Source organism: Bowmanella denitrificans (assembly GCF_002887595.1).
Lineage (GTDB): Bacteria > Pseudomonadota > Gammaproteobacteria > Enterobacterales > Alteromonadaceae > Bowmanella > Bowmanella denitrificans.
Genome location: NZ_PEBU01000014.1, coordinates 101041 through 114376, shown reverse-complemented (window position 1 = coordinate 114376; position 13336 = coordinate 101041). Strand labels below are relative to the sequence as shown.

The 13336-nt window shown below is 48.9% G+C and carries 10 protein-coding genes; 9 read left to right on the top strand and 1 reads right to left on the bottom strand.

All coding sequences use genetic code 11. The features are described 5' to 3' along the window. Positions 1-7 precede the first annotated feature (7 nt). Complete coding sequence (locus CSR04_RS21180; RefSeq protein WP_102798337.1) at positions 8-2722, top strand: hypothetical protein; 2715 nt, start codon at positions 8-10, stop codon at positions 2720-2722. On the opposite strand, the gene CSR04_RS21175 is transcribed toward CSR04_RS21180, so the two are convergent. Further along, positions 2719-3477, bottom strand: coding sequence for a sulfotransferase family protein (locus CSR04_RS21175; RefSeq protein WP_102798336.1), 759 nt, complete (start codon positions 3475-3477; stop codon positions 2719-2721). The genes CSR04_RS21180 and CSR04_RS21175 overlap by 4 nt on opposite strands. Positions 3478-3560: 83 nt before the next feature. On the opposite strand from CSR04_RS21175, the gene CSR04_RS21170 reads away from it, so the two are divergent. The 8 genes from CSR04_RS21170 to CSR04_RS21135 all read left to right on the top strand — a co-directional run bounded on the left by CSR04_RS21170 (position 3561) and on the right by CSR04_RS21135 (position 13331). Then, the gene (locus tag CSR04_RS21170; RefSeq protein WP_102798335.1) at positions 3561-4493 is read left to right on the top strand and encodes a glycosyltransferase; all 933 of its coding nucleotides are present in this window, start codon (positions 3561-3563) and stop codon (positions 4491-4493) included. 122 nt (positions 4494-4615) lie between these two features. Beyond that, positions 4616-5671 (top strand): HAD family hydrolase, encoded by a 1056-nt coding sequence (locus CSR04_RS21165; protein WP_102798334.1) that lies wholly within the window; start codon positions 4616-4618, stop codon positions 5669-5671. Next, positions 5672-7618: a rhamnan synthesis F family protein gene (locus CSR04_RS21160; protein ID WP_216362614.1), complete on the top strand. Its 1947-nt coding sequence runs from the start codon at positions 5672-5674 to the stop codon at positions 7616-7618. An 86-nt stretch (positions 7619-7704) separates the two neighbouring features. Continuing rightward, complete coding sequence (locus CSR04_RS21155) at positions 7705-8628, top strand: hypothetical protein (RefSeq protein WP_146027220.1); 924 nt, start codon at positions 7705-7707, stop codon at positions 8626-8628. After that, the gene (locus CSR04_RS21150) at positions 8618-9853 is read left to right on the top strand and encodes a glycosyltransferase family 2 protein (protein ID WP_102798331.1); all 1236 of its coding nucleotides are present in this window, start codon (positions 8618-8620) and stop codon (positions 9851-9853) included. Before CSR04_RS21155 ends, CSR04_RS21150 begins: the two co-directional genes overlap by 11 nt. Positions 9854-9856: 3 nt before the next feature. Beyond that, a complete protein-coding gene (locus CSR04_RS21145; RefSeq protein WP_102798330.1) occupies positions 9857-10846 on the top strand; it encodes a hypothetical protein in 990 nt (329 codons plus the stop codon). 43 nt (positions 10847-10889) lie between these two features. Continuing rightward, positions 10890-12041 (top strand): glycosyltransferase family 92 protein, encoded by a 1152-nt coding sequence (locus tag CSR04_RS21140; RefSeq protein WP_102798329.1) that lies wholly within the window; start codon positions 10890-10892, stop codon positions 12039-12041. An 18-nt stretch (positions 12042-12059) separates the two neighbouring features. Further along, positions 12060-13331: a glycosyltransferase family 2 protein gene (locus CSR04_RS21135; RefSeq protein ID WP_172449454.1), complete on the top strand. Its 1272-nt coding sequence runs from the start codon at positions 12060-12062 to the stop codon at positions 13329-13331. Positions 13332-13336: the final 5 nt, after the last annotated feature.

Below are 13336 nucleotides of genomic sequence, written 5' to 3'. Positions count from 1 at the left end.
GAATGCTATGAGTAATAAGGCGCAGGCTGACAAGCGTTTTTATCTTTGTACCGGCTTTCACCGTAGCGGTACCTCAATGATTGCCCAGTGTCTAGCCAAAGGCGGCATGCATATGGGCAATGAACTGATGGGGGCCAGTTTCAGTAACCCTTTAGGCCATGTAGAGGATATGCCAGTCGTTCGCCTGCATGACCGCCTGTTTTATATCAACGGCACTAACTGGCAATACTGTGATGATGGCCCGTTAATTAAGCCCAACTGGTTACAGAATTACCTTGCTCGCTATATACAATCCAGACAGGCAGAAACTGGTCTGCGTGGGGTAAAAGATCCAAGAGCGTTGTTTTTTCTTAAGGACTGGCAGGTAGCAGGGCAACAGAATATCCGCTACGTATTGATTTATCGCCACTGGTCCGGCGCTGTCCAATCGCTGTTAAACCGCGCCGGACGTCACTTACTGAACGGGACAGCACCCATTCAGTCTAATAAACTGAATTATCGTTTTTGGCACGAGCCTCAGTTGGCGTTTAACATGTGGTTGGCAGGAAACCGGCGCATGCTGGATTTTTATCTGGCGCACCAGGATAAATGCTTACTAATAAGCCAGGAAGGGTTTGCTACCGGGCAGTTCGAAGCACCGCCCCTCGCAGATAAGTTACAGTTACCTGTCGCTTGTCTGACACCAACAGCCTTTAACTCCCAGCTGATGTCGGCGCATCAGGAGCAAACGCTGGCTGGCATGTATGATACTGCGCTTAAACATCAACTGGACTCGCTATGGCTGGCTTTACAGGATGCCGCCGATATTCCGAGCCGCCGCCCCGATACAAGTTGTACTCTGGCTGGGGCGCCGCCGCTGAATGAATTGCCATTGACTAAAGCTGAAGTTGCGGCGCCGTCGACATCTTCGGCGAATTTTCAGCTTGGCTCTTTGACCTGGCCTGAATTGCTTGGCTTTGTGGCGAGGATTCCTGCTCGATTGCTGGAAAGGCAATTATTTAACCAGATCTTTGCCCGCCCTTTTGCTTCTGCAGAGCAGTATCAAACTCTGGCTAAGGTGGCACATCAACATGGCTTTTGGCAGGTAACCAAGTTGGCTAAGTTGCGAGCCATGCATGTGCAGGCTGGTCATTGGCGGGTGGCTGAATGGCAACTGTTTACCGAAGATTGCCCGCATTGGCACATGCAGGATGACAGCGAACTGCCGCAGGTTATTCCTTTTTCGTTGCGCGCCGCTGAAGAGCGTCCGCAAGCGGTGTTACCGCTTATAGATGCGCTGCCGCATCTGGATGAACCAACCTTGTTGCAACGTTTGGCTGCATTGGCACCACCAGCGGCACAACTTGCTATTGAAGCCGTGCTGCTTTATCGGGCACTTAGTCATGCAGAATCCTACCAGCAGTTGGCTGGACTGGCCCTGAAGGCTAAGGCGCCGTGGTTGGCAGAACATGCGCTGTTTAAGTCATTACGCATGGCTTACCAACTGGAATGTTTGGTAAGTCTTGGCGATTTATACCATCATCAAAAGTTGTTGATTAAAGCCTTTGCTGTGTTTGATGAAGCCAGTAGGCTGGCGCCGCAGCGCCCGGTATTGTTGGCTCGCCTTGCCATGGTAAGTCATGCACTGGGTGATACAGAGCGAAGCAGTTATTATCTGACGACCGCACAAAACCTGGCACCAACCCATCCACAGGTGAAACTAGCTGCCCGGCATCTTGACACCAGACAGTGCCAGGGGAATGGAGACACGTCTTTGCAGGACGCCGCGCTGGCGATGCTCAGTTATGCAGCGGTGGATTATGACGAAGTGGTCAGCTTAACACAGTTAGACATCAAGGCCGGCCAGGAGCTTGACAGGCACAACCTTTGTGTAACTTTTTTACTGCGCGACAACCGGGCTTGGCTGAATAGTGGTACACAAGGTTTGTCTGATGCGTCGGCAGCCAGCCTTCGCCGGAGTATTCAGCGGCAATGGCGCAAACTTTGGCCCGAGCCGTTGCTGAACAATGTACTTGAGCATTCTCGGGCATTGCCGGTTATTAGCCCTGCGGCTAAGCCACATTGTGGTCTGGCTGTCTATGTGCACAGTGAAGACCCGGTGCGTCTGGCGTTGTTGTTGGCGTTAGTCACGCAGCGTCGTAACGGTTTTGATTTAATCATTAGTACCTGCGAGGATCTGCGAGCCGACATCACGACACTTTGTGCGAACTGGCCTGGTAAGGTGACCATTGAATGTTATGTCCATTTGGAATCTGAACCACAGCAATGGTTATCGACACAGACAACGGCTTGCCACGGCTATCAGGCGGTCGCTAAGTTACACACCTTTAGTAGCGCGCCAGCCGGACAGCTGGATAATTTGTTGCTGGCACAATGGTATGGACTGATTGGCAGTGATGTCATGCTCGAGCGAGTGCATGAACAGTTTACTGCGCCTTCTAACATTGCTGTGCTGGTACCGCCTTATTACCCTGACCAAGCCGCAAGCGTGGCAGGAGCAAAGCGTGTCGAGGCATTGACAAGCAGGTGCAGGGCCTTGGATCTGCCCGAGCCGTCCAGCCTGTTTATCTGCCCGGCAGACGGTATGTTCTGGTACGACCCGCGCAGCTTAGCGCAGCTTGAGGTCCCGGCTGAGCTTTACAGCGATTCTGACTTCTACTCTCTGCTGGTCTGTGCGTTGGCAAAACAGCAGGGTAAAACCCAGTCAATGCAACTGCTCTAACTGCCGGGGGGCAGCCAATGAATGTCACTTTCGCCTCTGAGGCGAAAGTAGAGCCTGGCATACCGACGTGCCAGCCTGTCCAGCCAGCCTGGCGGGGATTCCGGTGCGGCAAAGACCGTTTCAGGCGCAATGGGATGGCGGTGAATATCCAGAAAGCTAAAGATTTTCAACAAGGTCTGCTGATGGGCATGCTTCAATTCCTGCTGGCGCAGCACCAAAACCTGAGTGGCTGGGATCAAATTATACAGAAACTGTAATTGTTTGCGGTATAAGCCCCGATGCAGGTAGGACTGGGTGCGCAGTGGCGAATTAAAGGCCCACCCATTGCGTCTGGCAGCAATGGCGAGGCGCAGTGGTTCCAGCACAAAGGCGCTCAGCATGTTTCTTGACTCCTGACCAGTGCGTTTCGACATTAGGTAATGGGAAATGGCCCGTTCCACCGGGTCGCGTAAGATCAGGATAAATTTTGCCTGCGGGTTGTAGTGATAACATGCTCTTAAAAATGTCGGTTGATATACGGTAATCGGCGTGGCATCACAAATGATGGGCTGGCCCTGGTAGTTTTGCATACGGCGCTGGTACTGGCGACGGGCAAAATCCTGGGGGGCAGCCTGAGCGCTGTACTCAGGGTGATCAAAGATATGCGCTTCTTTTCCTTCCACCACATACACCGACGGGTGTTGCTGTAAAAAGCTGGCCAGCGCCGTAGTGCCAGCTTTTTGTACGCCAATGATATGTAAATTAACCGGTTTCACACTTTGTTTGCTGTAGGGGGCAAAAGGCCGATACCATAGCGGGTCTGGTGCAACTTGTCACCTTTATAGGGTCAACCACAGTTATGACGATTACGACAGTTTCCTTTTATCGCCGCTATCATGGTTATACCGGTGGTCACCAGAAGGTCAGGGACTATTTGGAACACATGCTGGCGCTGGACAATATGTCAGCGACTCTGTGGTTGGAAAATCGTGCCAGGATTCAAACGAAGTTATTTGATGGCATTGATGGTGTAACCTATCAGGAAAGATATTGCCCTGAGCAAGCTGATATCGTATTTCTTGCAGGACTGGACTGGCAGGGCTATCTGCCACATTTTAACGAAAGTCAGCCGCGCCTGAACCTGATTCAGCACGTTCGGCACGGCGATGCCGGGCACCCATTATTTGCATTTCTTCAGCATAGAGCTGTCAGGCTCTGCGTTTCCGAAGCAGTCAGGCAAGCCATTTTGCCCTATGCAAATGGTCCGTGCATCACGGTAAAAATGGGGCATCGCATTCCTAATCTGACATGTAAAAAGCAGCATCAGCTTTATATTCTTGCGACTAAAGCCCCGCAGCTTGGACAGCAAGTGGCTGAGGCGGCCACCCGGCAGGGCCTGAAGGTGCTGTTACACTGCCAGCCAGTGGAGCGGCAAGAAGTGCACTTAGCCATGGCGAGGAGTCTGGTTACCTTAACCTTACCCAACAAAACCGAGGGCTTTTTCCTGCCAGGTATAGAAGCAATGGCGTTATCGGACTGGGCCATAGTACCGGATTGCATTGCGAGCCGGGAATATACCCTAAATGGCGCAAACATCAGCAGCTGTGAACGTGATCCAGAAGCCTGTTTGGAAGCAGTGTTAAAGGCTTTGCAAACCCGGCGTGGTGTGCTGGGCGCAATCCGCCGGTGGCAAGGGGCAAAGTTGGCGCACGGTTACAGCATTGGCGCCGAGCGCAAGGCACTGCATCAGATTATGCAAAAATTACCAATGTTGTGGGCCGAGATCTCTTAAATGGCGGGCCGGTAAAACAGATTTAGCTGTCTAAACCTGTATGATATTATCCGCCCCCAAATTAGCTGCTGGCGCATTGTCGGTATCGGTGGATGAAGACGTAACAAACACAGTGATAAGAGATGAACACAACCGTCGCCTTACGTGATTTCGGCTATAACTTTCTTGGGCCATTGTGCAGTGAATATCTGTTTGCCCTTAAAGCGCATTATGAACAGAAACAGCCTTCGCACCTGGTGTTTCTGGCCCGGGAAGGGTACTTTTTCCAGCAAGTGCATTCGGTGTTAGTGGACAAAGGGCAGATGCCAACCTGTCCTGCCCTTTACCTGAATGTGTCCCGCACCTTCCTGTTTCGCATTAGCATTGCAGACCCCTTTACATGGCAGTGGAGCCTTTATCACAAGTTTAAGGGCACATTGTCCGACCTATTGGTGGGGCGTTTTGGCTTTACCTTGTCGCAGCTTAGCCATTTGTTTTCCGATGAAGAACTAATTGCTGAGTTTGAACTACCGGCAGATGGAAAAAAGCTTGAAGAGATGTTGCTGATGCACCTGGACCAGTTGAAAATACTGGTGCAGAACAGTCGGAACACTTACCTGGACTACCTGCATAGCCTTGGCTTGAATATGCAATGTGCTCCTCTAATGGTTGATGTGGGTTACAGCGGCACTATCCAAAAGCTGCTGACCCGGCTACTGCAGTGTGACACCAGCGGGCTGTATTTTATTACCACGGAAGACGGTCAGCACGAGGTGGCAGGGTTTATCGCTGATATCCAAAGTGTATTTAAAACCGGCGTGCGCATGGGGGAAGGCTATACCATGCTGGATCGCTCACTGTTTCTGGAGTCTTTGTTGACCTCGCCCAATGGACAGTTTGTAGACATTGACCGTATTTCCGAGTTGGCTGAGCCGACCTTTCACTTCTTCTTTGGTCGGCATACCCGCACACAAAGCCACTTTCAGGATTTGCAAATGGTATTCAGTGGTGCCACCGAAGCCATAGAGCATTATTTTGGTCACCAGATTCGCTTCAGTACCTGTGAGCTTGAGTTGATGTACCAATGTTATGTCACCCGGCGAAATCTGCTGCCAAGGGCAGTATGCCCATTATTTGATGTGGATGATGTGATTTCTGGTAACGGTAATGTCAGTCCCGTGCGTTTATTTGGATTGTAAATGATGAGAAGACTACTAAAACGCACTGCCTCCGTGCTACATCGTGCCACACCACTAACCCGCAAAGGCCGGGAATATAGAAGGTTAAAACGGCTTTATCGCCTCGCGACCCATGCAGGTGTGTTCGACCCTGTGTGGTATCAGCAGTATTATGGCCAGTTTGAGAATGATATTTATGCATTTGAGGACTATTTGCAAAAGGCCCCTTTTGCCAATGTGAATCCTTCATCACGCTTTGATACCGAACATTATCTTCGCACGCATCTGGATATTTACCACAGTGGCGCTAACCCCCTGCTGCATTACCTTTACCATGGTCGAATGGAAGGGCGCGCAGCCCAGGAGGCCAAACCTCGCTGGATCCCGTCTAGGGTGATGGTGGCAAATGAAACGACAAGTTGGCAGCAGCAGCGAATTGCTGTGTGCTTACATATTTACTATCCGGACTTTATCGAAAAGTTTTTAAGTTGTCTTAAACACTTCCCCTGCCAGGTGGATGTATTCGTTACATGTGCATCAGAACAGATATGTCGCGATGTCAAACGACGCTACTCCGGCCTGCGCAGGGTCGCTAAGCTGCAAACAGTGACAGTACCTAACTGTGGCCGTAATTTTGGCCCGCTGCTGGTGGAGTTTGGCGAAGAACTGCTGAAATACGATTTAATGTGTCATTTGCACTCAAAAAAATCTCTGTATTCAGGACGAGAGCAAACCCAGTGGTTTGACTACCTGAATCAGTTCCTGTTTAAAGACCTGCATGTGGTATCTTGTTTGCTGAGGCTGTTCGATGAGCATCCTACGTTGGGTATTTATTATCCGACGTCGTTCTGGATGATGCCTTCCTGGGTTAACCATTGGACCTGCAATAAAAATTTTGCTCAGGAGTTCGCAGATAACTGGGGCATCGATCTACAGGATAATTTTATTAGTTACCCTGTTGGTGGGATGTTTTGGGCCAGACCCCAAGCACTGAAGCCATTGCTGGAAAGAAAATTCAGCTATGCTGATTTTCCGCCAGAACCTTTGCCAAATGATGGTTCATGGTTACATGCGCTAGAGCGTGTTTTAGGGTTGTTAGTGGAAAAAGGTGGCTATAAACAGTTCTTCTACCACCCTCCGGCAGGGCACTTTACCGACGATACAAGCCATATTTTCGCAGGTTATCACAAACCACCAGAGCAACTTTTCGCTGAACTCAGGCGATTCGATATCATTTCTTTTGATGTATTCGATACTATTCTGAGACGCAAATTCAATGAGCCGGATTACGCTAAGTATTTGCTTGGGTGTTATTTGCAAGAGCAAGGTTTAATGCCAAGTGCGCAAGCCTTTGTGTCGTTACGAAATGAAACAGAGTTTGCAATCAGAAAGGCGCAGAATTCTACCGGCGATGTGTGTATTTCCGAGGTTTACGCCAAGCTGGCAAAAGAGATGGCACTGGATTCTGACCATGCACAAAGCCTGATGGACCTCGAGTTTGACTTTGACCTGCAGCAGATAGAAGCCAAGCGGGAAATGGTCGACCTAGTGCATAAGCTGGCCGATTTGGGCAAAACCATATGGTTTGTGTCAGATACCTATTATCAGCAGCGACAGGTGGAGACTTTGTTACGCAAAGTAGGAGTCGCTGCGCCCTATCGCTTGTTTGTGTCGAGTGAAATGGGCTTGCGTAAAGATCGTGGTGATATGTGGCAACACATTAAAGACAATGTTAGTGAGCTTGATATGAGCTTTGTTCATGTTGGTGACAATGTGCGCTCTGATGCTCAGTTGTGTGGAGATTATGGATTAACGAATCTGCATATTCTGCATCCAAATGATAAATGGCAAGCGGCAGGCATGCCCACCCATTGTTTACGAAGTCAAGGAGAGATAGATGAAGCCAATATCCTGAAGTGGGGGCCGCTGGTCAGCAATTTTGGCCGTTATCCGTTTTTTGGTGATTAATTGATATAGCAAGTTGCAGAATGAACACTTTTTACTTACATGTGGGGCCGCATAAAACTGGCACTACTGCGATACAGAAATTTTTAATGGATAACCGCAGTGTATTGTTTCAAAACAATTTGGTTTATCCCAAACGTCATCAGAGCATTTTTGGTCATCATCCTTTTCGGGAACTGCTGAATGACAGGGCGCTAAGTCGGGAAGATGTGGATTTTTTCAATCAGGAACCGCATGACTTCTTATTGTCTAGTGAAGATTTTATTTCCCTGAGCAGGGATAAGTTCGAGTATCTGCGCAATGCGCTGGATAATAAGCGCATTGTAATTCTGTATGCCTGGCGTCGTGCCAGCTTAAAGCTTTATTCCATTTGGCAGGAAACGGTAAAACACGGCGGTACGGAAGGCTTTTTTGCTTACTATCACGATCATCTTGCCAGGCCCGGACAAAGCCAGATGTTGTCGGCGGATTTGAAAGTGGCGATGTTTTGTCATGTGTTCGGCAAAGAGAACGTCAAGATCATTGACTATGATGCATCACAACGTAATCAATCGCTTATTCCCGACTTTCTGCAACAAGTTGGCGTGCAATACAGCGATGGCATGGTGAGCTCGGCGGACAACCCAGATGCAGCTAACCGTGCGATGGATGTCACTGACATTGAAGTTATCCGTGCGTTAAACCATGTGTTTAAAGCAAATTTTGGTGTGACGGGCTCCTGGGTTCGTCATCAGTATCTCAAACATCGGGCTGAGCTTGATGCTTTGGGCCTAGGAGACCTGAAAGATATTATTCGCGGTGCGCAAAAAACTTTGCGAGTGGGAAATTATTTTGTCGATAATCGTTGTGAAAAGATTATGCAGAGCCGCTTTGCTGATAACTTGGTTAACTATGAACCTAGTGCGGAGTTGCAGGATCTTCAGGTGGTCAGCGATGAGTGGGTTTTCAGCTTACCGGCACAGCAGATCCTGGGTAAGATTGCACATCTGATAAGGCAGGCTCATGAAGGCTGAAACTCAGGGGACGGTGCCAGTGAAAGTTAAATTGGTGGCGGTCGCCAAGGACGAAGCGGCCTATTTACCGGACTGGATTTTTCATCACCTTTATTTTGGTGTCGATGAGATTGAGATCCATATTAACCGCACCACTGATAACTCGGTCGCCTTGCTAAGCCGTGTTAGTGAGCTCTGTAGCAATGTTCGTTGGTTTGAAGCTGATTGGGTCGATATGTGTCCTGCATCGGCTAAAAAGCAGATTCAGTTTATTGTATATGCCAAGGCTTTGGAACAGGCTAGACGAGATGGGCAGATTACACATTTGTTGTTTCTGGACATTGATGAGTTCTGGTGTCCGCAGGATTTCAGTCAGGACATTAAACACTGTATTGAGCAGGTTGGGGCTGACAAGCCTATTTTTTTTGAGTGGCTGAACGATTTGGGTGACGGCGTGCCTTTTTCAGGTTTGCCACAACGCCTGACCGGTAATCTGTCTCCATTGGGCAAGACCCTGCTGCCGGTTTCGACAGATATTCGCGAATTGCGTCATCACGTGCCGCATTTTCATAACAGTCAGTTGCCTGTGTTGGTAGATGGTCGGCAGTTTTGCGGCAGAGAGCATCCAGATCAGGCAGTGGCTGGAGAATTAAACAGCCTTAAATCCTCATTTGTGTTTCATCGCGCACATCGTTCGGAAACCGAGTATGTGTCACTGCTCTACCGGGGGCGTCCCGGCAACCAGTTTGCATACAAAAATAACCGCAACGGCTTACCCCGAAGGGGGCATGCTACACTGGAGCTGGTGTTTCCTGATGCAGCCTATGCAAGATATCAGGCTGCTTACCAGGCGTTTATGCACGGGGCTGAACTGGATGATTATATGCAGCAAGCCCGTGCTTTTGTGGAGCAGAGATATCAATTGGCGATTGATAACATGTCGGCCTATTTGCCAAGTCACTACAAAGATATGGTGCGAATCTTTAAAGGTGTGGCTTTGCCAGAAATATTGCGGACCTTTAGGGCTTTTCGGCAGCGGCGTCTGGCGCGGGTAAACCGCAATGTTGAACTACTCAAGCAGTTTGCCCGAGATGCGGCCGCCACGGATTTGGATGAAGCCATAGGGTATCTCGAACGAGCCCATGAGCTGCGCCCCAAGGGACCACAGATAAAGGCATTACTGGAAGAACTCAGGCATCGCAAGGCAATGGTTGGAGCAGCACAATCTGCTGACGGCGGAGAATAGACTGTGATTGTACTGTCACTGACTACCTATGGAAAGCGTATTGATGCGGTGCATCTGACCGTGAATTCACTTAAGGCGCAGCACTATCCGGTAGATAAAATTCTGTTGTGGCTTGATCAGGAAGAGTTTTCGGCACAGAGTGTGCCACCTGTACTGTTGGACATGCAGGACGAAGTATTTGAGATTGCTTTTTGCCCTAATTACCGCAGCTACAAGAAGTTAATCCCGACCCTGACCCGCTATCCTGACGCTACCGTTATTACGGTGGATGATGACATGTTGTACGGCCCCAGGCTGGTTGAATCACTGTATTTGGCCAGCAAAGTGTCACCCGGGGCAATCATTGGCGCCAGAGGCCGCCTTATATTGAAAGATGACTCAGGTGAACTGGCACCTTATGCACATTGGCAGTTTGTTGACGGCAAGCATCCGCTACAGGCTTGTTATTGCCTTATCCCAATCGGATACGGAGGTGTGCTTTATCCACCCGGCGCGTTACAAGATTCCGTTTTGGATATTGCGGCTTTTTCTAAACTGGCGCCTTTTGCTGATGATATCTGGTTTAAGTGTATGGCTATGCTGGCTGCCACGCCTACGGTGATTCTACCACTGAGCGCATCCAGAGATATGCGAGAAATACCTGGAAGTCAGGACAATGCCCTGTACCGGCAGGTGAACGTCGGGGACAAGAATTTGCAGCAGTTTAACGCTGTTATTCAGGCGTATCCGGCGTTGCAGGCGCTAATCAACAGTGACGCTTTTTCACAGGTATGCTCGCCAGCTGCAATGTTGGCCGAGTATATGCGCGCGCAGCCTCTGTCTACAGAACTTTCAGCGCAGGTCAATTTGCTCCGGGATTGCGCCATTGCGCTTGAAAAAGTGGATATGGCAAAGGCTTTTGAGTTGATGTCGATGGCACGTAAAATCCGCCCGAAAGGGCCGCTGATTGATAAAAAGTGGCGTCAATATGCAGCGGCTTTGGGCAAGATGTAGCCGATGATTAAGTTAATCTCCATGCCTTTACGAAGGACGAATTATGCTACCTAGTTTGCTTCGAGAACGAGGTCAATCAAGGTTTCCCAGGGTTAAACTGGTGGCGGTGGCAAAGGACGAAGCAGCCTATCTGGCGGAGTGGATACACCACCACCTGTATTTTGGATTTAACGAGATTGATATTTATCTGAATCGCACCCGGGACACCAGTCAGACTGTGCTCGATCAAATATGCTACCACTATGACCAGGTGAATGTGCATACTGCCGACTGGATTGATAGCTGCCAAGAAGCGGTTCGGCAACAACTGCAGTTTATTGTTTATGCCAAAGCATTTGCCGAGTGCAAAGTGGGCAACCAGGCCGATTTTATTATGTTCTTGGACATAGATGAGTTCTGGACACCATCTGACATGCAGAACCAGATTGCTGAGTGCCTGAGTGATCATAATGAAGCAGACACCGTCTCTTTTGGTTGGCTGAATGAGCACGGTGGTAATCATGAATTTCAACCCTTTTCACAACGAGTGGCCGGGCAGCTTAGTCCTTTGGTTAAAACTGCCATTAATATGCGCACTGAAGTGCAGGAAATGAGCCTGCATTTGCCGAAAACCCGTGGAGTTGAAAATCGTCTATGCAATGGCGAAGCTTTTATTGGCCAGCCAGACAATCGTGAATGTTTGCATCCTGAGTTGATTAAACTGCGCGACACTATGATTATCCATCGAATGTTTCGTTCTGAGCTGGAATATATTGCCGCACTCAGCCGTGGCCGCCCATCCGATGAGTTACCGTTGAAAACCAACCGCCGTGGCTACAACAAGGCGGCTGGTATGCATGTGCTGATGGAGTTGAAGCCAGCCGCCTATGATGATTATCGCAAGTCGTATGAGCAGTTTCTAAACCAAATACACTTGCATGAGCATTTACGCAAGGCCAGAGAAAACGTCATGTTAAAGCGAACTGAGGTTTTGAACCAAGTTGCTCATATGCCAGTTGACAACTTGGACTTGGTGGTGCGCCTGTTTGATGGCTGTAGTACAGAGGTAAGACATGCAGTTAGTACGATAATTAAATCGTCTTTACAGGTTCATCAGCTTGGCACAAGACACCAAGCCATGGAACTGGCGCTAAAGATAAAAAACTGTGATTTTGAACTAGCCAGGTTTGTTATGTCAAAAGTCGCTCTGATGTAATGCAGCATGAAGATGAATATGAATACAAAGGTTAAGTTTGACAATGGACGTGACGTGACCTCTGATGTCCCTGCAAAAGTAAAATTGGTTGCAGTGGCCAAAGACGAGGCGGCATATTTAGCCGAATGGGTGTTTTTTCATCTATACATGGGTTTTGATGCCATTGACATCTATCTAAACCGGACGTCGGATAATAGTGCAGAGGTCTTGGAGGCCATTCAGCGCCGCTATCCCATGGTGAACTTTTACTATGCCGACTGGATTGATTTCTGCCCATTCGAGGTGGCTGGATATATCCAGTATTTGGTTTATGCCAAAGCTTTTGCCGCCTGTCGCGACGAGAAGCAATTTGACTATCTGATGTTTCTCGATATTGATGAGTTTTGGATGCCGGACACTCTGTCATATAAAGTGGGTAATTGTATTACCGACAATTCCGGTGCGGATTGTATTAGCTTTCAATGGTTTAATGAAAAAGGCAAAGGCAAGGCATTTTCCAATCTGTCTTACGATGTGACCGGCTGGCTGGCACCACTGATGAAATCGCTCTTCAGGGTGAATGCCGAGATTAAAAAGCTGCGCCTGCATGTACCTGAATTGAAAGATGGGCGCATATGTCTTTGTGATGGCACGGTTTACAAAGCGACGCCAACTAAGAAAGAGTGCCTGCAAGAAGAATTGCATAAACTGCGTAAAGTCATGATTGTTCATAGACTTTTTCGCTCTCCAAAGGAATATGTTTCACTACTAAACCGGGGGCGACCGACCGACACCATTCCACTGAAACTGAACCGGGAAGGCTATAATTTTGCCGGAAACCCTGCACCTGAACAAAGGTTTCATATTGACCGGCATAGTTTTGCCTTATATCAGGCAGCGTATACTCAGTTTTTAGTGGATACTCAAATGGAGCCTTTACTTGAAACTGCTCGTCGTTTTGTTGAGCAGCGTTACCGGGCGACGCTGCGCAATATGCTTAAGGTACCTAAAGCCTACTTTGTGAGTATGATGCGAGTGCTGCGCGGGGTGACTCTGGCCTCAGTTTCCAAGGACATTTATCTGGGGATACGCACCTATTTTTCAGCTAACCGCTGCACCTCTTCGAAGGAGTTGATAGCGCTGGCCAAACAGGTTGAGAGTGTTGATCTTAGACTGGCGTTGATAGTGTGGCGCAAAGCCCTGGAACTCCGCCCCAATGGGCCCATGATTAAAGCCAGAATAGCGGAATATGAAGCCATAAAGCTTAAGCCTGGTATGAAGCGTGCTGATTTAACCAATAAACAGATTTAGGACTT

Excerpts from the sequence above, each read along its gene's own strand:
- CSR04_RS21180 (WP_102798337.1), top strand. The coding sequence starts at position 8 with ATGAGTAATAAGGCGCAGGCTGACAAGCGTTTTTATCTTTGTACCGGC.
- CSR04_RS21150 (WP_102798331.1), top strand. The coding sequence starts at position 8,618 with ATGAAGGCTGAAACTCAGGGGACGGTGCCAGTGAAAGTTAAATTGGTG.
- CSR04_RS21170 (WP_102798335.1), top strand. The coding sequence starts at position 3,561 with ATGACGATTACGACAGTTTCCTTTTATCGCCGCTATCATGGTTATACC.
- CSR04_RS21160 (WP_216362614.1), top strand. The coding sequence starts at position 5,672 with ATGATGAGAAGACTACTAAAACGCACTGCCTCCGTGCTACATCGTGCC.
- CSR04_RS21135 (WP_172449454.1), top strand. The coding sequence starts at position 12,060 with ATGAATACAAAGGTTAAGTTTGACAATGGACGTGACGTGACCTCTGAT.
- CSR04_RS21165 (WP_102798334.1), top strand. The coding sequence starts at position 4,616 with ATGAACACAACCGTCGCCTTACGTGATTTCGGCTATAACTTTCTTGGG.
- CSR04_RS21155 (WP_146027220.1), top strand. The coding sequence starts at position 7,705 with ATGGATAACCGCAGTGTATTGTTTCAAAACAATTTGGTTTATCCCAAA.
- CSR04_RS21140 (WP_102798329.1), top strand. The coding sequence starts at position 10,890 with ATGCTACCTAGTTTGCTTCGAGAACGAGGTCAATCAAGGTTTCCCAGG.